Source organism: Pseudomonas sp. GV085 (assembly GCF_003050925.1).
GTDB lineage: Bacteria > Pseudomonadota > Gammaproteobacteria > Pseudomonadales > Pseudomonadaceae > Aquipseudomonas.
The window spans coordinates 136,056-158,761 of record NZ_QAOV01000003.1 but is presented as its reverse complement, the minus strand read 5'-3'; the positions used below and the strand labels follow the sequence as shown (position 1 = coordinate 158,761).

Annotated in this window: 19 protein-coding genes and 1 pseudogene; 2 read left to right on the top strand and 18 right to left on the bottom strand. The window is 60.4% G+C overall.

The genetic code is table 11. From position 1 onward, the window contains the following. Positions 1–246: 246 nt before the first annotated feature. The 16 genes from dtd to hutC all read right to left on the bottom strand — a co-directional run bounded on the left by dtd (position 247) and on the right by hutC (position 18,832). Positions 247–684 (bottom strand): D-aminoacyl-tRNA deacylase, encoded by a 438-nt coding sequence (gene dtd, locus C8K63_RS07930; RefSeq protein ID WP_007989269.1) that lies wholly within the window; start codon positions 682–684, stop codon positions 247–249. After that, the gene (gene pip, locus C8K63_RS07925) at positions 681–1,652 is read right to left on the bottom strand and encodes a prolyl aminopeptidase (protein ID WP_108216216.1); all 972 of its coding nucleotides are present in this window, start codon (positions 1,650–1,652) and stop codon (positions 681–683) included. The genes dtd and pip overlap by 4 nt, the downstream gene beginning before the upstream one ends. A 104-nt stretch (positions 1,653–1,756) precedes the next feature. Then, positions 1,757–2,662, bottom strand: coding sequence for an alpha/beta hydrolase (locus tag C8K63_RS07920; protein ID WP_108216215.1), 906 nt, complete (start codon positions 2,660–2,662; stop codon positions 1,757–1,759). Positions 2,663–2,822: 160 nt separating this feature from the next. Next, on the bottom strand, positions 2,823–3,779 hold the full coding sequence (locus C8K63_RS07915; RefSeq protein WP_108216214.1) for a choline ABC transporter substrate-binding protein: 957 nt from the start codon (positions 3,777–3,779) through the stop codon (positions 2,823–2,825). Positions 3,780–4,023: 244 nt separating this feature from the next. Beyond that, a complete protein-coding gene (hutG, locus tag C8K63_RS07910; RefSeq protein WP_108216213.1) occupies positions 4,024–4,827 on the bottom strand; it encodes an N-formylglutamate deformylase in 804 nt (267 codons plus the stop codon). Between the two features lie 10 nt (positions 4,828–4,837). Beyond that, complete coding sequence (hutI, locus tag C8K63_RS07905) at positions 4,838–6,043, bottom strand: imidazolonepropionase (protein ID WP_108216212.1); 1,206 nt, start codon at positions 6,041–6,043, stop codon at positions 4,838–4,840. Positions 6,044–6,060: 17 nt separating this feature from the next. Next, positions 6,061–7,467 (bottom strand): amino acid permease, encoded by a 1,407-nt coding sequence (locus tag C8K63_RS07900; protein ID WP_108216211.1) that lies wholly within the window; start codon positions 7,465–7,467, stop codon positions 6,061–6,063. A 110-nt stretch (positions 7,468–7,577) separates the two neighbouring features. Next, positions 7,578–9,110 (bottom strand): histidine ammonia-lyase, encoded by a 1,533-nt coding sequence (gene hutH / locus C8K63_RS07895; RefSeq protein WP_108216210.1) that lies wholly within the window; start codon positions 9,108–9,110, stop codon positions 7,578–7,580. Positions 9,111–9,223: 113 nt separating this feature from the next. Next, positions 9,224–10,747, bottom strand: a complete 1,524-nt coding sequence (hutH, locus tag C8K63_RS07890; RefSeq protein ID WP_108216209.1) for a histidine ammonia-lyase — start codon at positions 10,745–10,747, stop codon at positions 9,224–9,226. Between the two features lie 133 nt (positions 10,748–10,880). After that, on the bottom strand, positions 10,881–11,711 hold the full coding sequence (locus C8K63_RS07885; protein WP_015093103.1) for a glycine betaine/L-proline ABC transporter ATP-binding protein: 831 nt from the start codon (positions 11,709–11,711) through the stop codon (positions 10,881–10,883). Next, the gene (locus C8K63_RS07880) at positions 11,708–12,559 is read right to left on the bottom strand and encodes a proline/glycine betaine ABC transporter permease (protein WP_103396924.1); all 852 of its coding nucleotides are present in this window, start codon (positions 12,557–12,559) and stop codon (positions 11,708–11,710) included. The genes C8K63_RS07885 and C8K63_RS07880 overlap by 4 nt, the downstream gene beginning before the upstream one ends. Before the next feature lie 70 nt (positions 12,560–12,629). Further along, positions 12,630–13,598: an ABC transporter substrate-binding protein gene (locus tag C8K63_RS07875; protein WP_108216208.1), complete on the bottom strand. Its 969-nt coding sequence runs from the start codon at positions 13,596–13,598 to the stop codon at positions 12,630–12,632. A gap of 69 nt (positions 13,599–13,667) precedes the next feature. Beyond that, entirely contained in the window at positions 13,668–15,140 is a 1,473-nt protein-coding gene (locus C8K63_RS07870) for a cytosine permease (RefSeq protein WP_108216207.1), read from the bottom strand. 208 nt (positions 15,141–15,348) lie between these two features. Next, on the bottom strand, positions 15,349–17,031 hold the full coding sequence (hutU, locus tag C8K63_RS07865; RefSeq protein WP_108216206.1) for a urocanate hydratase: 1,683 nt from the start codon (positions 17,029–17,031) through the stop codon (positions 15,349–15,351). A 524-nt stretch (positions 17,032–17,555) separates the two neighbouring features. Continuing rightward, positions 17,556–18,125, bottom strand: a complete 570-nt coding sequence (locus C8K63_RS07860) for a HutD family protein (protein WP_108216205.1) — start codon at positions 18,123–18,125, stop codon at positions 17,556–17,558. Further along, positions 18,122–18,832: a histidine utilization repressor gene (hutC, locus tag C8K63_RS07855; RefSeq protein WP_162135916.1), complete on the bottom strand. Its 711-nt coding sequence runs from the start codon at positions 18,830–18,832 to the stop codon at positions 18,122–18,124. Before hutC ends, C8K63_RS07860 begins: the two co-directional genes overlap by 4 nt. Before the next feature lie 146 nt (positions 18,833–18,978). On the opposite strand from hutC, the gene C8K63_RS07850 reads away from it, so the two are divergent. Then, positions 18,979–20,343, top strand: a complete 1,365-nt coding sequence (locus tag C8K63_RS07850; protein WP_108216203.1) for a formimidoylglutamate deiminase — start codon at positions 18,979–18,981, stop codon at positions 20,341–20,343. A 106-nt stretch (positions 20,344–20,449) separates the two neighbouring features. On the opposite strand, the gene C8K63_RS07845 is transcribed toward C8K63_RS07850, so the two are convergent. After that, entirely contained in the window at positions 20,450–21,019 is a 570-nt protein-coding gene (locus tag C8K63_RS07845; RefSeq protein WP_108216202.1) for a lipocalin family protein, read from the bottom strand. 30 nt (positions 21,020–21,049) lie between these two features. Next, entirely contained in the window at positions 21,050–21,304 is a 255-nt protein-coding gene (locus tag C8K63_RS07840) for a hypothetical protein (protein WP_007975531.1), read from the bottom strand. 282 nt (positions 21,305–21,586) lie between these two features. Between C8K63_RS07840 and C8K63_RS31205 the strand changes: the two are divergent. Continuing rightward, positions 21,587–22,621, top strand: a pseudogene (locus tag C8K63_RS31205) (cache domain-containing protein); the annotation flags it as partial. Positions 22,622–22,706 lie beyond the last annotated feature (85 nt).

The window sequence follows — 22,706 nt, the reverse complement described above, 5'->3', positions numbered from 1 at the left end:
ACCGCCCTTGCAAACCACTCTTGCCAAGTTGGCGAGCATTGTTCCGACTCCGCTGGGGCGAAATGATTCCCCAATCGGATCCGGACAATTCTCTACCTAAGTCAAAATGGACCAACGAACGCTGATCCCCGTAGCGCGCGATTATCTAGTAGGCCGCGTTACAACGCATCAGGGGTAACAAAGTATTTATCGCGAAAAAGTCCTGTTTTCAGTCGAATTGAGCGTAAAAACTTGTTTCAAACGCTTTCAGGTCTGTAACAGGAAGGTTACCGGGCCGTCATTGACCAGGTGCACCTGCATATCCGCGCCGAATCTACCTGATGCCACAGTGCCATGCACCTGTTTCGCTTTGCTTAATAAATAGTCGAATAGCTCCTCGCCCAGCGCCGGAGGGGCCGCGGTCGAGAAACTCGGACGCAGCCCGTTTTTAGTATCGGCAGCCAGAGTGAACTGAGAGACCAGCAGCAGCCCGCCACCCACATCCGCCAGGGACAGATTCATCTTGCCCTCAGCGTCACTGAACACCCGATAGTTAAGCAGCTTATTGAGAAGTTTGTCGGCGCTGGCCCGCGTGTCGTCGGGCTCGACGGCTACCAGGACCAGCAATCCCTGATCGACGGCACCTACGACTTCGCCCGCGACCTCGACCCGCGCGCCGCGCACCCGTTGCAACAGGCCCTTCATGCTTCTTCAGGCGGCAGGTCAAGCAGTCGCCGGGCCATCAGATTGGCGGCGCGCACCAGCGCGTCGGTGATGCCCGGTTCGGAAGCGGCATGGCCGGCATCGCGGATGACCTGCAGTTCGCTGTTCGGCCAGGCTTGATGCAGTTCCCAGGCGTTATCCAGCGGGCAGATCACGTCATAGCGGCCATGGATGATCACGCCGGGCAAATGGGCGATCCTGTCCATGTTGCGGATCAACTGGTTCGGCTCCAGGAAGGCGTGGTTGCTGAAGTAGTGGCATTCGATGCGGGCAATCGACAATGCACGTTGTGGCTCGGAGAAACGATCGACCACCAGCGGGTTGGGACGCAGGGTCGCGGTGCGGCCCTCCCAGGTGGACCAGGCCTTGGCCGCGTGCATCTGGGCAATCTGGTCGTTACCGACCAGACGCTTGTGGAACGCGGTAAGCAAGTCACCCCGCTCGTCCAGAGGGATCGGCGCGATGTAGTCCTGCCAGTAATCGGGGAACAGGCGGCTCGCGCCGGACTGGTAGAACCATTCGATTTCCTGCGGACGGCAGAGAAAGATCCCGCGCAGGATCAGACCGTGTACACGCTCAGGATGGGTTTGTGCGTAGGCCAGCGCCAGGGTCGAACCCCATGAGCCGCCAAACAGCACCCATTTGTCGATGCCCAGGTGCTGGCGAATTCGCTCAAGGTCGGCGACCAGATCCCAGGTGGTGTTGTTTTCCAGGCTGGCGTGGGGGGTGGAGCGACCGCAACCGCGCTGATCGAACGTGACAATGCGATAGAGATTGGGATCGAAGAAGCAACGACTCTGGGCATCACATCCGGCACCGGGACCACCATGGATGAACACCACGGGCAAACCTTCCGGTGAACCGCTTTCGTCGACGTACAGGGTGTGGGTCGCATCGACGGCCAGATCGTGCCGGGCGTAGGGTTTGATCTGTGGGTACAAAGTCTGCATTGCGCACTCCGTAAGGGGTCAAGGTCATCCCTGGGGGGACTTCTATTATTCTGCCGTCCGGCATCATAAACCCGAATTACGTCAATGAGCATGCCCGTGCGAAGTCAGAGTTTCGCCGCCAGATATCCGAACAAGGTTTCGTACAGCGAATCGACCTCGGCCACCTGCCCGCGGGCCCGCAAACAGCCATGAACCAAACCCTCGCCGACATATAGCGTGGCAGCCACGCCCGCAGCCTTCAGTCGCTCGGCATACAGCACGCCGTCATCGCGCAACGGGTCGAATTGCGCCACGGCGATCCATGCCGGTGGCAGTCCGCTGAAATCCGTGGCGAGCAATGGCATGGCGTAGGCGTTCGGATGGCGGGTGCCTTGCAGGTAAAGCGCGTGATAGCAATCGACGTCACTGCTGCTGAGTAACGGCGCGTCGATGCACTCACTGCGCGACGGCAGGCGGTGATCGCCGCCCAACCCCGGATAGATCAGAACCTGCGCACACGGCAGCGGCTCGCCGGCATCGCGCAGCGCCAGGCACAACGCCGCCGCGAGGTTGCCACCGGCACTGTCGCCGGCCACCAGCATGCGCGCAGGATCGAGTTGAAATGGCCTGGTGCGCAGTGCTCGCCAGACCTTCAGGCAATCATCGAACGCAGCAGGAAACGGATGCTCCGGCGCCCGGCGGTAATCGACGGCGATCACCAGCACACCAAGCGTCGATGCCAATTCGGCGCAGATGAAATCGTGGGAATCCAGGTCCCCCACCACCCAGCCACCGCCATGCAGGTAAACGATGCACGACGCACCACTGGCCGGTGGTTGATAGGAACGAACAGCAACACCGGCCAACTCGAATTCAACCACTTGCAACCCGGCGGGGCGTGCCGGGGTAAACGCCCGGCACATCTCGCTGTAGGCCTGGCGCAACCCGGTGATACTGCTGTCGGTGCTGTTGAAACTGACGGTTTTCTCGACGAAAGCCGTCATTTGCTCGGAAAGCGGGTAAGGAGCCATGAGCCTGGTGCCCGTTCAGAGGAATGTATGGCCCCTGTAGGAGCGAGCTTGCTCCGGGCGGCGTTCCGACGATGATAGTCAACGATAACGCGGGAAGCCTGATACCCCACGGCGTTCTCGGGTTTATCGCGAGCAAGCTCGCTCCTACAGGGTTTTGGTGTCAGTTTTTCAGGCTGGCCTGAACCGTCGCCACGCCATCCTTGCCATCGAAACTGTTGACACCCGCCAGCCAGCGCTGCAAGTCTTCTGGATGGTCACGCAGCCATTTTTTCGCGACATCCTGAGCTGTCTGGCGCTCCATGATCGGCACCATCAACTGGCTTTCCTGAGCAGCGCTGAACGTGAGGTTTTCCAGCAGGCGATTGACGTTCGGGCAACGCTGGGCGTAATCCGGCGCGGTTACGGTGGAAACGGTCGCAGCACCTTCATTCGGCCCGTACACGTCTTCACTGCCGGTCAGATAGTCGATCTTCATGTTGATGTTCATCGGGTGCGGGGTCCAGCCGACGAACACCACGAATTCCTTGCGATTCACCGCCCGCTGCACGGCCGCGAGCATCCCGGCCTCACCGGACTCGATCAGTTTGAAATCCTTCAGGCCGAAGTGATTGGTCTCGATCATGGTCTTGATCGTGGTGTTCGCGCCGCTGCCCGGCTCGATGCCGTAGATCTTGCCGCCGAGCTGATCCTTGAATCTGGCGATGTCGGCGAAGGTTTTCAGTCCGGCCGCTGCCACATAGTCCGGGACCGCGAGGGTGGCCTGGGCATCGGCCAGGCTCGGTTTGTCCATGACCTTGACCTGATTGGCAGCCACGAACGGTGCGATGTTTTTATCCATCGCCGGTTTCCAGTAACCGAGGAAGATGTCCAGGCGCTTGTCGCGGATGCCGGCGAAGATGATTTGCTGCACGGCGCTGGTTTGCCTGCTTTCGTAGCCAAGACCGTTGAGCAGCACATCCGCCATGCCACTGGTGGCGATCACATCGGTCCAGTTGACCACGCCCATGCGCACGGTTTTGCAGGAAGCATCGTCCGCGGCCATGGCGCCGGCGCTCAACAGAGCGGTGCCGCAGAAGATTGAGAGACAGCGGGTGAACAGACCTTTGAGGCTTGTCATAGAGAGCATTCTCGTGCGGCAGCGGATTATTGTCGGGGCGGTGTCTTTGTGCACCGTGGCCAGAACATTACGCAGCAGACGAGCGGTAGAAGCGACCTGTGGCGACCGTGTTTTGCACGGTGGCGACTTGTAGGAGCGAGCTTGCTCGCGATGGAGGACAACGATGACGCGGACTGCCTGAATGCACACGTTGACCTGACGTTTTTCGCGAGCAAGCTCGCTCCTACAGAGACCGCACCAAACCTTAATGCCCGTAGTGTTTTTCACCCCAGGCCAGCAACCCTTGCAGCAACTCCTTGAGCACCACCCGCGTCGGCTCCGCCAGGTCCGGGCGATAACGGAACGGCTCGAACTCTTCCATGTACGTGCACTGCCCCAGCTCCAGCTGCACGGCGTGGATGTTCTCGACCGGGTTGCCGTAATGGCGGGTGATGTGGCCACCCTTGAAGCGTCCGTTCAACACGTGGGTGTAGTTTTCGTGACGCGCGCAGATCGCTTCCAGTTGGGTCGCAAGCTGTGGATCGCAACTGGCGCCATTGAAGGTACCAAGGTTGAAGTCCGGCAGTTTGCCGTCGAACAGGTGCGGGATGATCGAGCGGATCGAATGCGCATCGAACAGCAGCGCATAGCCGAACTCGGCTTTCAGTCGCGCCAGTTCCTGCTGCAAGGTGCTGTGGTATGGCGTCCAGATTTGCTCAAGATAGGTTGCGCGCTCTTGTTTCGAAGGCTCCAGCCCTTCGCGGAACAACGGCACGCCGTCGAACAGCGTGGCCGGGTACAGGCCGGTGGTCGCGCCCACGTACAGTGGCTTGTCGTCAGATGGCCGGTTCAGGTCGATGACGAACCGCGAGTACTCGGCGGCCAGGGTGCTGGCACCCAGCTCCTCGGCGAAATCGTACAGCTGCGGGATGTGCCAGTCGGTGTCCGGCAAACTCTTGGCTTGCGGGATCAACCCGGCCTCGACTGCTGGAGTCAAGCGCACACCAGCGTGGGGCATGCTGATCAGCAGCGGTACGCGGCCTTGTTTGAAGTTCAGAACCTTATCCACAACAGATCTCCTACAGACTTGATTCGACGCCGTGGCGCACGACGCGTTTTTCCAGGTCGCCGCCCAGCCAGTAACACAGGTCGGCCGGGCGATCGATTTGCCAGGCGACGAAGTCCGCAACCTTGCCGGCCTCCAGCGAACCATGGGTGGCGGCCATGCCCAGTGCGGTGGCAGCGTGAATCGTCGCACCGGCCAGGGCTTCTTCCGGGGTCATGCGAAAACAGGTGCAAGCCATGTTCAGCATCAGGCGCAACGACAGTCCCGGCGAGGTGCCCGGATTGAGGTCGCTGGCGATTGCGATTTTCACGCCGTGCTTGCGCAGGGCGTCCATCGGCGGCAATTGGGTTTCACGCAGGAAGTAAAAGGCGCCAGGCAACAGCACCGCGACCGTACCGGACTTGGCCATGGCGATGGCATCGTCCTCGGTCATGAACTCCAGGTGATCGGCGGACAATGCGTGGTAACGCGCCGCCAGGCTCGAACCGTGCAGCGACGACAACTGCTCGGCGTGCAGCTTCACTGGTAGGCCCAGTGCCTGGGCGGTGATAAATACACGCTCGACCTGCGCCGGGGAGAACGCCAGGTATTCACAGAAGGCATCCACCGCGTCGACCAGCCCTTCAGCGGCCAGGGCCGGCAGCATTTCGGCGCAGATGTGATCAATGTAGTCATCGGCGCGATCGACGTATTCCGGCGGCAGGGCGTGAGCGGCCAGGCAGGTGCTGCGCACGCTGACCGGTAGTTCGGCACCGAGGCGACGGGCCACACGCAGCATCTTGCGCTCGTTGGCCAGGTCCAGGCCGTAGCCGGACTTGATTTCGATGCTGGTGACGCCATCACGCATCAGGCTTTTCAGACGTTTGCTGGCGCTGGCGAACAATTCATCTTCGCTGGCGGCGCGGGTGGCGCGCACGGTGCTGGCGATGCCGCCACCGCTGGCGGCGATTTGCGCGTAGCTGACGCCTTGCAGGCGCTGCTCGAATTCGCCGCTGCGGTTACCGCCGAACACCGTATGGGTATGGCAGTCGATCAGGCCCGGTGTGACCCAGGCTCCGTTCAAATCATTGACGGCCGGATACTCGCCCGCCGGCAATTCACCGCGCGGGCCGATCCACTCAATGTGCGCTCCTGACGTCACGATGGCCGCGTCCTCGATGATCGAGTAGACGCCTTGTGCCATGGTTGCGACGTGACAGTGTTGCCAGAGAGTTTTCATCCTTGGCCTCCATTAGGTTATCGATGAGAAAAAACAGGGTCCTGTGTCACCAGGGCTGCCTGGCCCGCCGCCGGTTTTACCCACGTCAGGTAAGCCAGCACCAGCAATACGATCCAGACCACGCCGACGATCAGCGCTGCCTGGGTGTCCGGGAAATAGCCCAGCACGCCGAAAATGAACAGCATGAAGGCAATCGCCGCCGCCGGCGCATAGGGCCAGAGCGGTACCGGGAATTTCAGTTGTGCAACCTGCTCGGCGCTCATGGACCGGCGCATGGCCACTTGGGTCACCAGAATCATCAGCCAGACCCACACCGTGGCAAAGGTCGCGATGGAAGCGATCAACAGGAACACGTTTTCCGGGATCAGATAGTTCAGCAACACGCCCAGCAACAGCGCGGCACTCATCACCACCACGGTCATCCATGGCACGCCATTGCGCGACAGGCGGGCGAAGCCCTTGGGCGCATGGCCTTGTTGGGCCAGACCGAACATCATGCGGCCAGCGCCGAAGATGTCACTGTTGATCGCCGAAATCGCCGCCGTGATCACCACGATATTGAGAATGGTGGCCGCCGAGCTGATCCCCAGCTTGTCGAAAATCTGCACGAACGGGCTGCCCTGGCTGCCGATCTGCTGCCATGGAAAGATCGACATCAGCACCAGCATCGTCAGCACGTAGAACAGCAGGATCCGCAACGGTACGGCATTGATCGCCCGGGGCAGCACGTGCTGCGGGTCCTTGGCTTCACCAGCCGTTACGCCGATGATTTCAATACCGCCAAACGCAAACATCACCACTGCGAACGAAGCAATCAGACCGCCCATGCCATTGGGCATGAAGCCGCCGTGGTTCCAGAGGTTGCTGATGTCGGTCGCCTGGCCGGGGGCCGAGCTGATGCCGAACCACATGATGCCGAAACCGCCCAGGATCATCGCGACGATGGCCGCGACCTTGAGCAGCGACAGCCAGAACTCCATTTCACCGAAGACTTTGACGTTGCACAGATTCAAGCCGCCGACGATGGAAACGACACCCAGCACCCAGATCCAGCGGGAAACCTCCGGGAACCAGAAGCCCATGTAAATACCGAACGCGGTGACATCGGCCATGCCGACGATGACCATTTCGAATGCGTAGGTCCAACCGAGGATGAAGCCCGCCATCGGCCCCAGGTAGGTGCTGGCGTACTGGCCGAAAGAGCCGGCCACCGGGTTGTGCACCGCCATCTCACCGAGGGCGCGCATGACCATGAACACCGCCGCGCCACCAATCAGGTAAGCGAGCAGTACCGCAGGCCCGGCCATTTGAATGGCCGAGGCAGATCCATAAAACAGCCCGGTGCCGATCGCCGACCCCAGCGCCATGAAGCGAATATGTCGGGCAGAGAGCCCGCGTTTCAAACCTTTTTCTGCCTGTTGCATTTCTCGTCCCTAATTATTGTTATTCGACGCTAAATCGAATCGCGAGCGAGCTCGCTCCCACATAGGATTGCACGAATCCTGTGGGAGCGAGCCTGCTCGCGAAGGGGCCATTACAGGCTAGGCAAAAGCTTGGTCGTGATCAGCTCGTTCAGGCAACGCGAAGCCAACAACTCAGACGCCGCATTGATGTCCGGCGCGAAGAAGCGGTCTTTCTCATAGAAAGGCACTTCGTTACGCAGAATGGCACGGGCCTTTTCCAGTTTTGGCGAAGTCTTCAGACCGTTGCGCAAATCCAGACCCTGAGCCGCCGCCAGCCATTCCACGGCGAGAATCCCGCGGGTGTTCTCGGCCATTTCCCACAGGCGCTTGCCAGCCGCCGGCGCCATCGATACGTGGTCTTCCTGGTTGGCGGAAGTCGGCAGGCTGTCCACCGAATGCGGATGGGACAGCGCCTTGTTCTCGCTGGCCAGTGCCGCCGCAGTCACCTGGGCAATCATGAAACCGGAGTTCACGCCACCGTTGGCCACCAGGAACGGCGGCAATTGCGACATGTGCTTGTCCATCATCAGCGAGATACGGCGTTCGCTCAGGGAACCGATTTCAGCGATGGCCAGTGCCATGTTGTCAGCGGCCATGGCCACTGGCTCGGCGTGGAAGTTACCACCGGAGATCACATCGCCTTCAGCGGCGAACACCAACGGGTTGTCCGATACGGCGTTGGCTTCGATGGCCAGCACTTCGGCGGCCTGACGGAACTGGGTCAGGCAGGCACCCATGACTTGCGGCTGGCAACGCAGGGAGTATGGATCCTGGACCTTTTCGCAGTTTTCATGGGAGTCGGAGACTTCGCTGCGCTCGCCCAGCAGGTCGCGGTACGCGGCGGCGGCATCGATCTGGCCTTTCTGGCCACGGGCAGCGTGGATGCGTGCGTCGAACGGCGAGCGCGAACCCAGAACCGCCTCAACGGTCAGGCCGCCCAGCGCCAAGGCACCGGCGAACAGGTCTTCACCTTCGAACAGGCCACGCAGGGCAAACGCGGTGGAGACTTGAGTGCCGTTGAGCAGCGCCAAGCCTTCTTTCGCGGCCAGGGTCAGCGGGGCAAGACCTGCGACTTTCAGCGCTTCGGTGGCTTCCATCCACTCGCCTTTGTAGCGCGCCTTGCCTTCGCCCAGCAGCACCAGCGACATGTGGGCCAAAGGCGCCAGGTCACCGGAGGCACCGACCGAACCTTTCAATGGAATGTGCGGGTAAACCTCGGCGTTGATCAGGGCGATCAGCGCATCGATCACCACACGACGGATGCCGGAGAAACCACGGCTCAGGCTGTTGACCTTGAGCACCATGATCAGGCGTACCAGCTCGTCGCTGATCGGCTGACCGACACCGGCGGCGTGAGACAGCACCAGCGAGCGCTGCAGGTTTTCCAGGTCTTCGCTGGCAATGCGGGTCGAGGCCAGCAGGCCGAAACCGGTGTTGATGCCGTAAGCGGTGCGGTTCTCGGCGAGGATCTGCTCCACGCAGGCAACGCTGGCTTCAATCTGGGCCGAGGCGCTGTGGTCGAGGGTCAGTTTCACCGGCTGCTGATAGACGTCACGCAGTTGGGCGAGGCTCAGTTGGCCGGGAATCAGGTTTAGCGCAGTCATTTTGTGCTCCTTTTGAGAGTTGTTGTTAACTCACCAGACGCTCCGGAGATGTCCGTTGTCCGTCGCGTCTGCCTTTTAGGGAGCCGCGCCTTGGCACGCTGGTGTTGTGGAAGTCAGTTCAGTTCTGGAAAAGCGTTGTGCAGCAAAATCGGGTCTTTCAACACCGCAGCAGCGGCGGCAATGTCCGGTGCCAACCAGCGATCCTGGTCGTAGGGGGCAACATGCTCGCGCAGCAGGCGCCAGGCAGCATCGGTGCCCGTGCCGAAGCGTTGTTCTTTGAGGAACTCGAACGCCTGGGCCGCCAACAGGTACTCGATGGCGAGGATCTGCGTGCAGTTTTCCAGTGCACGATGCAGCTTCAGCGCGGCGTTGGTGCCCAGGCTCAGGTGATCTTCCTGCAGGCCCGACGTCACGTAGTTATCCAACACTGCCGGTTGCGCCAGTTGACGGTTTTCCGCGCACAGCGAAGCGGCGACGTATTGCACGATCATCATCCCGGAGTTCACACCTGGGTTGGCCACCAGGAACGCCGGCAGGCCGCTGACGTGCGGGTTGATCAAACGGTCCAGGCGACGCTCGGCGATGGAGCCGATTTCCGCCATGGCAATCGCCAGCAGGTCCGCCGCCATTGCCACGGACTGGCCATGGGGGTTGGCCTGAGACACCACGCGGTAATTATCCGCAGTGCCCAGCACCAGCGGGTTGTCGGTGGCGCCGTTGAGTTCGGTTTCGATCTGTTTGGTCGCATGCACCAGTTGATCGCGTGCGGCGCCGTGCACTTGCGGAATCGAGCGGATGCTCAGAGCGTCCTGGGTACGAATGCCTTTGCTCTGGGCGATCACTTCGCTGCCGTCGAGCAAGGCTCGCAGGTTGATCCCGACCTGTTGCATGCCCGGGTGCGGCTTGAGCGCGATGATCTCGGCGTCGAAGGCGTCGATTTGCCCGCGTTGGGCTTCAAAGCTCATGGCGCCGATCACGTCGGCCCATTCCAGCAGGCGCGTAGCATCGGCAATCGCCAGGCAGCTCAGGCCAGTCATGCACGGTGTGCCGTTGACCAGGCACAAACCGTCCTTGGCGCCGAGCTTGACTGGTTGCAGGCCTTCTTCAGCCAGCGCTTGCTGCGCGCTAACGACCTGACCGCGATAGCTGACATTGCCGACGCCCAGCAGCGCGATGCCGATGTGGGCCATGTGGGTCAGGTAACCCACGGAACCCTGGGACGGCACTTGCGGGGTGATGCCACGGTTGAGCAACGCCAGCAACGCTTCGACGACCTGACGGTGCAGGCCGGATTTGCCGTGGCTGTAGTTGACGACGGCGGCGCACATGATCGAGCGGGTCTGCTCGTTAGTCAGCGCTGCACCCACGCCGCAAGCGTGGCTGAGCAAGGTGTTGCGCGACAACTGGCTGAGTTGTTCGTCCTGCAGCGAGACGTTGCACAGCGCGCCCAGGCCGGTGTTGATGCCATAAGCACGTTCACCGCTGGCGACGATGCGCTGGACGATGGCCTGCGCGTTTTCGATGCGCGCCCAGATCGGTGCCGACAGCTCAAGCTGTGCGCCATCGCGGGCCACGGCGACCACGTCCTGCCAACTGACCTGAGCTTCGGTGATAACGATTTTTTCAGCCTGGGACATCTTCAACCTCATCCAAATATTGATGCAGCTTCACCGCCGCCTTCGCGAGCAGGCTCGCTCCCACATTGGAATGCATTTCCCTGTGGGAGCGAGCCTGCACGCGAAGAGGCCAGCTCACTCACTGCAAATCTTTTTAAACCACCGCCGCCCGACGCTGCACAAAGCGGTCGACGTACTCATCCGCCGGCGAGTGCAGGATCTCTCTCGGCGTGCCGACCTGGATCAGGCGGCCATCCTTGAGGATCGCGATGCGGTTGCCGATGCGCACGGCCTCGTCGAGGTCGTGGGTGATGAAGACGATGGTCTTGTGCAGGGTCTTTTGCAGTTCCAGCAACTGGTCCTGCATCTCCGCGCGGATCAACGGGTCGAGGGCGCTGAAGGCTTCGTCCATCAGAATGATGTCGGTGTCCGCCGCCAGAGCACGGGCCAGGCCCACACGCTGACGCATGCCGCCGGAAAGCTGATGCGGGTATTTGTTTTCGTAGCCCTTGAGGCCCACGGTGTTGATCCAGTGCAGCGCACGCTCGGCGCACATGGCTTTGCTTTCGCCACGGATTTTCAGGCCGTAGGCGACGTTGTCCAGCACGCTCTTGTGCGGCAACAGGCCGAAGCTCTGGAACACCATGCTGATCTTGCGCCGACGAAATTCGCGCAGGGCTTCCATGTCGTATTGCAGGATGTCCACGCCGTCCACCAGGATCGCGCCGCTGGTCGGGTCGATCAGGCGGTTGAAGTGGCGCACCAGGGTCGACTTGCCGGAACCCGACAGGCCCATGATCACGAAGATCTCGCCGCTGCCGATGCTCAGCGACAGGTCGTTTACACCCACCACGCAGCCGGTTTCGGCCAGCACCTGATCCTTGGTCTTGCCCTGGCCGACCATGGCCAGCGCGTCCTTGGAACGGTTGCCGAAAATCTTGAAGACGTTTTTGACTTCGATCTTGCTCACGGTTGCGTTGTTCATTTGCTCACCTCATGCCGTGCGCGACCGTACGCCTGAGTAATGCGGTCGATCACCACAGCCAGAATCACGATCGCCAGACCAGCCTCAAGGCCACGTCCGACGTTGAGGGTCTGAATCCCCACCAGCACGTCTTCACCCAGACCACGGGCACCGATCATCGAGGCGATCACCACCATCGACAGGGCCATCATGGTGGTCTGGTTGATCCCGGCCATGATGCTCGGCAGGGCCAGCGGCAGTTGCACGCCGAACAGTTGCTGCCAACGGTTGGCACCGAAGGCGTTGATCGCTTCCATCACTTCGCCGTCGACCTGGCGAATGCCCAGATCGGTCAGGCGGATCAGCGGCGGCGCGGCGTAGATCACCGTAGCGAAAATCGCCGGGACCTTGCCCAGGCCGAACAGCATCAGCACCGGAATCAGGTACACGAAGCTCGGCATGGTCTGCATGATGTCCAGCAACGGCATCAGCACCGAACGCAGGCGGTTGCTGCGCGCCGAGAGAATGCCCAGCGGGATGCCGATCAACACCGAAATGATCGTCGCCACCATCATCAGCGCCAGGGTCTGCATCAGCTTGTCCCAGAGGCCGACCGCACCCACCAGGAACAGCAAGCCGACGATGACGGCGGTGGTCACGACTTTACGGGTCGCGTGCCAGGCCACACCGGCCACGATCGCCAGCATCAGCCACCAGGGCGCTGCACGCAGCAGGCTTTCAAGATTGACGATGGCCCACAACAGGGTGTCGGAGATGTGCCGGAACACGTCGCCGTAGTTGGTGACCAGCGAATCGACCCAACCGTTGACCCAGTCGGCGATGGAAAAGGTAAAGCTTTCGGGAAACATAAGAGACTCTCAATCAAGGGGTTGCGATCAAGCATCCGACTGCCGTCGCCGGCAGTCGGAGAAGCCCGACCTACAAGGCCGCGTCGATTTTCTTGGCTGCGTCTTCGCTCACCCATGCGTGCCAGACTTCAGGATGTTCCTTCAGGAAGATCTTGGCCAGTTTTGGTGACTCGATCCGCTCTTTGGTCATGCGCCCCAGGTTCTGGTTCAGCAGGTCGATCGGCACGTTGACCTTTTCCAGCACGGCCACCAGTTCCGGTGCTTCGTCATGGAAAGTCTTGGACAGGCCGACCTTGATATCCACGGTCTTGTTCACGCCTGGTTTCTCTTCGAGTTTGACCACGTCAACCTGGCCCATCAGCGGCGTTGGCGACCAGTAGTAGAACAGGATCGGCTCGCCACGCTTGTAGCTCGACAGCACGGCGGCATCCAGCGCCGGGCCGGTGCCTGGGCGGAAGTTGGTGTAGGTGCTTTCCAGGCCGTAGCTTTTCAGCATTTCGCTATTGTCCAGCTCACAGGTCCAGCCAGCCGGGCAGTTGTAGAAACGGCCCTTGGACGGCTCTTCGGCGTCCTTGAAGATCGCCGAGTATTTGCCCAGGTCAGCAATGTTTTTCAGGTCCGGCGCCTTGGCTTCCAGTTTGCGCTTGGCATCGCCTTCGATCACGTAGCGCGGCACGTACCAGCCTTCAATTGCACCAACAACCGGTGCGCCGACACCGACGACTTTGCCGGCCTTCTCGGCCTTGTTCCAGACTTCGCTGCGGCCGACCCACTCTTCGGCGAACACTTGAATATCGTTGCTGCTCAGGGCGTTTTCCATGGTGATGGAGTTACCCGGAAGGCTGTCGGTCTTGCAGTCGTAGCCTTTCTCCAGCACGACTTGCAGCACGTCGGTCAGGAGCATGGCGCTTTCCCAGTTCAGGCCGGCAAATTTCACCGGTTTACCCGACTCGCACCAACCCGCCGCCTGAGTGGCGCCGGCGCTGGCCAGCAGGCCCATGGAAAGCAATGCGGTCAGCAGGGTCTTGTTCGATTTCATTGTTGTGACGCTCCTAATCATGAGTTGGCTTACGGCAGTCAAGAGGCATCCAGCCCTGTCCACATCCAATCAGGCCTGCGCCGCAGCGCGACCGGCTCCGCTTTTTTCAGGTTGTACAACGCTGTCCTGCTCGACCGGCAGAATCAGTTGATCGGGCACTGCACCGTGCCATTTTTTCGCACATGCGTAATACACGGCGGCGGGCAGCACCAGGCCGATGATCCAGGAAATATCCACGCCACCCAGGGCGCTCACCAACGGACCGGTGTAGAACTTGGTAGCAATGAACGGCAGTTGCACCAGCACACCGAACACATAAACGCTGATCCCGAGTGGGTTCCAGCGGCCGTAGCGACCGTTCGGATCGGCCAGCGCCGGCACGTCATAACGCTCGCGGGTGATGCAGTAGTAGTCCACCAGGTTGATCGCGCTCCAGGGCGTGAAGAACGCCAGCAAGAACAGGATGAAGGACTTGAACGCACCGAGGAACGAGTGCTGACCGAGCAACGCCATCAGGGTCGCAGCACCGACGATGACCAGCACGAAGGCCAGACGCTGCAAGCGCGTTACCTTCAGGTCACCCCGGAAACCGCTGATGATGGTCGCAATGCACATGAAGCTGCCGTAGGAGTTCAGCGTGGAGATGGTGACCTTGCCAAAGGCGATGCTGAAGTACAGCAGCGCAGCGGTGGCACCGGTACCGCCCAGACCAACGATGTAGGCCACTTCGTGGCCGGCGTATTGCCCGTTGGCCGAAGCGGCAGCGAACACGCCGAGGACCATCGCCACCTGTGCACCAATGACCGAACCTGCGCCTGCGGCAAAAAAAGTTTTCACCGAGGAAATCTTGCTCGGCAGGTAGCGAGAATAGTCAGCCACATAAGGGCCGAAGGCGATCTGCCAGGACGCTGCGAGCGACACCGCGAACAAGAAGCTGCTCCAGCTGAAGTGGCGGATTTGCAACAGTGCGCCAACATCAACCTGGCTCATCAGACGGCTGAACAGATAAACAAAGGCAATCACGCCAATGACACTGGCAACACGGCCGATCCAATGGATCACCCGATAACCGAGCACCGTGACCAGCACGATGACACTGGCGAAAAGAAGGATACCGACGGTGTCGCTGACGCCAAACAACTGGCCCAGCGCCTGGCCGGAAAGTACGGTGCCCGTTGCAGTGAAGCCCAGGTACATCAGACACACCAGCACGATTGGGATAGCTGCGCCATAGACGCCGAACTGCACCCGGCTGGAGATCATCTGCGGCAGGCCAAGCTTGGGGCCTTGCGCGGCATGCAGCGCCATCACGCCACCGCCGAGCAATTGACCGATCAACAGACCGATCAACGACCAGAACACATCACCGCCCAGCACCACGGCCAGGGCCCCGGTGACAATCGCGGTGATTTGCAGGTTGGCACCCATCCACAGGGTGAACTGACTCAACAGACGACCGTGTCTTTCCGCTTCCGGGATGTAGTCGATCGAGCGCTTCTCGATCAACGGTTTGTTGCCTGCACGTTCGCTGTTAACAGCCATGGGTCAACCTCTGTGGATTGTTGGTCGGTGTTGGTTGTATCTGTGTAGAAGCTATGTAGGTGCTGTGTAGAAACTGCGTAGGAGCTGCGTAGGAGCTGTCGAGTGAAACGAGGCTGCGATCTTTTGATCTTCGGCGTCAGTAACAACGCAAAAGATCGCAGCCTTCGGCAGCTCCTACAGGTTTGCATTGGGCCAAGGCCCGCTTTCTTTATTTGCCGGTAATCATCGGCAGGTTCAGCCCTTGTTCCTTGGCGCAGTCGATGGCGATCTGGTAACCGGCATCGGCGTGACGCATGACACCGGTGGCCGGGTCGTTGTGCAGCACGCGAGCGATACGCTCGGCCGCTTCGTCAGTACCGTCGCAGACAATCACCATGCCCGAGTGCTGGGAGAAGCCCATGCCTACACCGCCGCCGTGGTGCAGGGACACCCAGGTCGCGCCGCTCGCGGTATTGAGCAGGGCGTTGAGCAGTGGCCAGTCAGACACGGCGTCGGAACCGTCCTGCATGGATTCGGTTTCGCGGTTCGGGCTCGATACCGAACCGGAGTCCAGGTGGTCGCGACCGATCACGATCGGCGCGGACAACTCGCCGCTGCGTACCATTTCGTTGAACGCCAGACCCAGCTTGGCGCGCAGGCCCAGGCCAACCCAGCAGATACGTGCCGGCAGACCCTGGAAGCTGATGCGCTCGCGGGCCATGTCCAGCCAGTTGTGCAGGTGGGCGTCGTCCGGGATCAGCTCTTTGACCTTGGCGTCGGTCTTGTAGATGTCTTCGGCGTTGCCCGACAGCGCAGCCCAACGGAACGGGCCGATACCGCGGCAAAACAGCGGACGGATGTAGGCCGGTACGAAGCCAGGGAAGTCGAATGCGTTTTCCACGCCTTCTTCTTGCGCCATCTGGCGGATGTTGTTGCCGTAGTCGAAGGTCGGTACGCCCATTTTCTGGAAGTCCAGCATCGCCTTGACGTGCACGGCCATCGATTGCTTGGCGGCTTTGATCACAGCGGCCGGCTCGGTCTTGGCGCGAGCGCGGTACTGGTCCCAGGTCCAGCCGGCAGGCAGGTAGCCGTTGAGCGGGTCGTGGGCGCTGGTCTGGTCGGTGACCATGTCCGGGCGCACACCGCGCTTGACCAGTTCCGGCAGGATTTCAGCCGCGTTGCCCAGCAGCGCGATGGAAATCGCCTTGCCTTCGGCGGTGTATCTGGCGATGCGGGCCAGCGCGTCGTCGAGATCGGTTGCTTGCTCGTCGACATAGCGGCTTTTCAGACGGAAATCGATGCTGACCTGCTGGCACTCGATGTTCAGCGAGCAAGCACCGGCCAGGGTCGCGGCCAGAGGCTGAGCGCCACCCATGCCGCCCAGGCCTGCGGTCAGTACCCAACGACCTTTCAGGTCATCGTTATAGTGCTGGCGACCGGCTTCGACGAAGGTTTCGTAGGTGCCCTGGACGATGCCCTGGCTGCCGATGTAGATCCAGCTGCCGGCGGTCATCTGGCCGTACATGGCCAGGCCTTTGGCGTCCAGTTCGTTGAAGTGTTCCCAGCTCGCCCAGTGTGGCACCAGGTTGGAGTTGGCGATCAGTACGCGCGGGGCGTTGCTGTGGGTCTTGAACACGCCGACCGGCTTGCCGGATTGCACCAGCAGGGTCTCGTCGTCGTTCAGGTTGGTCAGGCTTTCAACGATCTTGTCGTAGCATTCCCAGTTACGTGCAGCGCGACCGATACCACCGTAAACCACCAGTTCTTTAGGGTTCTCGGCGACTTCCGGGTCGAGGTTGTTCATCAACATGCGCAGTGGAGCTTCAGTCAGCCAGCTTTTGGCGGTCAGCTTGTTACCGCGTGCGGCACGGATTTCAACGTCACGAAACTTTGTAGGTTTAATGTCAGTCACGAAAAAGACTCCTCAGCAATCAATCCAAACCAACCCAGGCAGTGGGCGAGCAAGCCAATGGGCATCAGTGCACACCGGCGAATCAGTGGACGATGGTTGAGTCCTCGTGACTCATACACATACGTCTTTACTTGTACATACAAGCATATGCAATCAAGCGGCCAACTTATTGGAGGAGCATTCAAGAAAAATTCTGAAACGGCTGGAGAGCGCCTGGAACAAGGGTTCTGGCGTAGATGAAATTTTTTCGGGGGGATTTTTGTGGCGTGGGGGTTTGTTACTTGAGCGTGGTTTTGCGCCACGCTGGGGCGTTCGGTAACAAGTTGGTGCGCGATGGGAAACGTAATTTTTTTTTTTGGGGGGGGGAACGACATCGCGAGCAAGCCCACCCCCTGTAGGAGCAGCCGGTCGACGCTCGATTGCTCGCGATGGTCGTGAACGATAACGCGTAAAACCAGATGCCTTGCGGCGCCTATGGGTTTTTCGCGAGCAATCGAGCGTCGACCGGCTGCTCCTACAGGAGATCAGCGCGTTGTCAGTTCGATCACGCAGCAGGCTCCGTTGCTGGAGATTTCCAGCAACCCAGTGTTACCTTCGAGTTGCAGACAATCATGCCGGCCAAGTTGCGAAGCGTTGCTATCGACCACCACGTCCAGCGCATCGCTGATGCTAAACACCAACACCGTGCCCGCCGAGCTGAAGAACCGCTGCTCGCCGCTCAACCACTGCAACCGCGCACCGTAACGCTGCGGCGCATAAATCAGGTTGAAATCGCGAATCGGCCCACCCAGCAACATGCAGGAAACCTTGCTCTCGCCGCTGAAAGCAAACGGGTCCAGCGGTAACAGTGGCCGCGTAACCTGACCATCCACCGTCAGGCTCATACCATCGCCCTGCAAAACGGTGATCACTCGCTCGTAACCGGCGAAAGTGGAAAACCCGCCCGATTCGCCAATGTCGGCAATCGACAGGCGCCAGCCAAAGCCATCCAGGCCGGTCCCGGCATCGCGGGTGATTTCTTCGGTGCTGCCGCCGCCGTTTTTCCACGGCATGCGCGGATAATCCTTGGCGCGTAAAAGTTTTGCACTGCTCATTTATGGAACCGACCTTCCAGACGATGACGGGAACCGGGATGGATCAAGCGAGCAGCAGTCACTGGCTGACGACCGGACCAGGTGCGGCGGCGAATCAGCAGGCACGGCTCGCCCTTTTCAATCTGCAGCAATTTGCATTCGGACGGCTCGGCCAGGATCGCCTCGACCACATGCTCGCCTTCGGTCAGCGGCGCGACCTGGTTCAGATAGGCGTAGGGCGTTTGCAGGGTGAAGTCCTGTTTGAGGTAGTCCGGCGCCACCAGCGCATTGACGAAACGGTCTTCGATTTGCACCGGAATATCGTTTTCGAAATGCACGATCAGCGAATGGAACACCTTCTGCCCTTCGCGCATGTCCAGGGCCAGGGCGCGCTCGGAGCCGGCGGCTTCTTCTTCAAGGGTGATGACCTTGCAGGTGTGGCGATGACCGCGGGAGGCAATTTCATCGGCGATGTTGTGCACTTCGAACAGTGCGGACTGGCTTTTCGGCTCGGCGACGAACGTACCGACACCTTGCATGCGCACCAGCAGACCGTCGGCGGTCATCTCGCGCAGGGCGCGGTTGATGGTCATGCGGCTGAAGCCCAACTGGCTGACCAGTTCGCTTTCCGACGGCACACGATAGTGCGGCGGCCAGTTTCCACTGTCGATTTGCTGGGTGATCATTTGTTTGACGCGGGCGTACAAGGGCGCCGGACTGTCGCCCATGTTCGCGGCCAACGGAGAGACTGAAGGCGGAGTCGGCACGGTTATTCCTTGGTCGTTTAGTGAATATCGCTAGCTTGCCGGAGTTTACCGGGCAGGCAAACGTCTGTATATGTATATACAAATAACACACGATGGGGTGATGAACCATGTCCGCCTTCTTTGCCGAACGCGCGCTGCTGCCTAGTGGATGGGCCAACAATGTACGTCTTGAGGTCAGCGCCGACGGCGTTTTGACCCATATCCAGGCCGATTCCCATGCAGATGGCGCCGAGCGGTTGAGCGGTCCGCTGCTGCCTGGCATGCCGAACCTGCACTCCCACGCCTTCCAGCGGGCCATGGCCGGGCTGGCGGAAGTGGCGGGCAATCCGAATGACAGTTTCTGGACCTGGCGCGATCTGATGTATCGCCTCGTCGGAAAAATCAGCCCGGAACAACTCGGCGTCATCGCCCGCCAGTTGTATATCGAAATGCTCAAGGCCGGTTACACCTCGGTGGCAGAATTTCACTACGTGCATCACGACCTCAATGGTCAGCCTTACGCGGATCCGGCCGAACTGGTTCTGCGCATCAGCCAGGCAGCCAGTTCCGCGGGTATCGGCTTGACCCTGCTGCCGGTGCTCTACAGCCACTCAGGCTTCGGTGGCCAAGCGCCGAACGACGGTCAACGTCGCTTCATCAACAGCACTGAAAACTACCTCAAGCTGCAATCGCGCCTGCAACCGGTGCTGGCGCAGCAACCGGCGCAAGCCCTAGGCCTGTGTTTCCACTCGCTGCGCGCGGTCACGCCGCAGCAGATCAGTGAAGTGCTGGCAGCCAGCGACAAGCAATGCCCGGTGCACATCCACATCGCCGAGCAGCAGAAAGAAGTCGACGACTGCCTGACCTGGAGCGGTCGTCGTCCGCTGCAATGGCTGTACGAAAACATCGACGTCGATCAGCGCTGGTGCCTGGTCCACGCGACCCACGCCAACCCGGAAGAAGTCACGTCGATGGCCAAGAGTCGTGCCATCGCCGGCCTGTGCCTGACCACCGAAGCCAACCTGGGCGACGGGATTTTCCCGGCGGTGGATTTCCTCGCCCAGGGCGGGCGCATGGGCATCGGTTCCGACAGTCATGTGTCATTGAGCGTGGTAGAAGAATTGCGCTGGCTGGAATACGGCCAGCGTCTGCGCGACCAGCGGCGTAATCGTTTGTATGGCGCGGATCAGCCAATGGTCGGCCGCACGTTGTTCGATGCCGCGCTGGATGGCGGTGCTCAGGCGCTGGGCCAGCCGATTGGCGCACTGGAAGTCGGCAAACGCGCCGACTGGCTGGTGCTCGACGGCAACGATCCGTATCTGGCGACAGCCAATGGCGACGGGATTCTCAATCGGTGGCTGTTTGCCGGTGGCGATCGCCAGGTGCGGGATGTGCTGGTGAATGGCCAGTGGGTGGTGCGTGACGGGCGGCATGCGGACGAGGAAGAAAGCAGCCGCGCCTTCACTCAAGTCCTGCGCGATCTTCTGAACTAACGCAAAAACCCTGTAGGAGCGAGCCTGCTCGCGATGGTGTGTCAGTCGACACGTAGTGTCTGATACTCCATCGCGAGCAGGCTCGCTCCTACAGGGCCATGCGTTGTTAGTTCGAGGTTTCGGCCATCTGCTCTTCCGACGCCCGCCAGATCAGTCGCGTGGTGTCGTAACCCTGCTGACGCGCCTTGCTCAGCAGCTCCTCACGCACCACACCATTCACGTTCGGCGTGCGCGACAACAGCCACAAATACTTCCGGCTTGGATCACCGACAATGGCGGTCTTGTAGTCATCGCTGACGTACAGCACCCAGTATTCGCCCTTCGCCGTACCCGGGATCAGCCTGGAGAACCAGGTATCGAACTCGATCCACAGCTTGTCGCCCTTGCCGGGCTCCTGTGGATAAGCCGTGCCTTTGACCTCTTCCCATTGCCACTGCGCCGTCAGGCAGCGGTTCAGCACCGCCACGTTACCGTCAGGCTTGAGCGTGTAATGGGCTTCGGATTGCGCACAGTCGCGCTGGAAGTACATCGGCATGCGCGCCAACTCGTACCAGGTGCCCTGGTAGCGCTTGAGATTGACGCTTTTGACAGTCTTGGGGGCCAATGGGTCCTGGCCAGACGTGGCACAGCCGGCCAATAGCAGACCGGCAAAAAGGATGATCAATAACCGTTTCATTATTTTTCTCCCGCGGGCAAACGCCCCGGTTTACTTCAGGCCTTGGCCGGAAAACATCAGCACTTTGTCACCGGCGAACTGCACGCTGATAAAGCTGTTCTTGTCGCCCCAGGTGCAACTGGACATGCCGAGCGCGCCTGAACAGTCGGCGGGCTTGCCCAACAGGGTCTCCACATCGGCCTTGGCCATGCCAGCCGAGAGCTTAGAGTAGTTTTCCTGATTGACTTTGCTGCAGGCAGCCAGCAACACGCAAAACGAAAGCAGGGCGATGGAACGCAGCGACATGGTGAAACTCCGGGGGGCGTAGGGGATTGGCATGGCTGCCAAGCTGAAGCTTAGAAGAGAAAACCCCTGTGAGGTTCCGTACCCGGCAGGCTATTTATCGGGCCACTCGTCTACCTTTTGCCGAAAATCAGTCACTTTCCTTGTTTACCGTGCATTTCGTCATTTTTCACAGAATCCACCTAATCTTTGGCGCCGCTCAGTCGACATAAATTCAACGCAAAGCCACGTCGGTGGCATTTGCTCCCCCATTTTGTAGAACAGCCCCTCTGCGGTAGCTCAACCATGACCAGAAACATGAAGTTCAGCCACAAGATATTGCTGGCTGCCGCCCTCGTGGTGGCCGTCGCATTCGCTTGTTTCATCCTGTTCAACGACTATCGCCAGCGCGAAACCTTGCGCAATAGTACCGAAGCCTCGATGCAGGAACTCGGCAGCCTGACCACCAGCAACATCCAGACCTGGCTGGAAAGCCGAATGCAATTGCTGCAGTCGATGGCCCAGCAGATCACCGCCGATGGCAATGCTCCCGCTGGCCTGAAACGGATCATCGACCTGCCCGCCTACACCGGCAACTTCCAGCTGAGTTACTTCGGTGGCTCCGACGGCGTGATGTTCTCGGTCCCGGCAGGCAACCGCGCGGCGGACTACGACCCACGCGCCCGTGGCTGGTACAAGGCGGCCAATAGCGCACAACAGACCATCGTCACCGAACCGTACATTGCCGCGTCTTCCGGCAAACTGGTGATCACCGTGGCCACCCCGGTGCAGCACCAGGGCCAGATGATCGGTGTCGCCGGCGCCGACATCGACCTGTCCAGCGTCAGCGCGATCATCAACTCGCTGAACTTCGGCGGTCACGGTCATGCGTTCATCGTCGGTGCCGACGGCAAGATCCTGATTCACCCGGACAGCAAGCTGGTGCTCAAGAACCTGGCCGAGGCCTATCCGAGCGACACGCCCAAAGTCAGCCCGGGCATGAAAGAAGTCGAGATCGACGGCAAGCGTCAGTTCATCTCCTTCACCCACGTCAACGGCGTGCCATCGGCGAACTGGTACGTGGCACTGGTGCTCGACCAGGAAACGGCGTTCTCGATGCTCAGCGAGTTCCGTACCTCGGCGATCATCGCCATGGTGATTGCCATAGTGATCATCATTGCGCTGCTGGGCATGCTGATCAGCCTGCTGATGCAGCCGCTGCTGACCATGGGCCGCGCCATGCACGATATCGCCGAAGGCGAAGGTGACCTGACCAAACGCCTGACCATTCACGGCCACGACGAATTCGGCGCGCTGGGGCTGTCGTTCAACCGCTTCGTCGAGCGCATTCACACCTCGATCATCGAAGTGTCCTCGGCCACCGGCCAGGTCAACGAGGTGGCGTTGCGTGTAGTGGCCGCGTCGA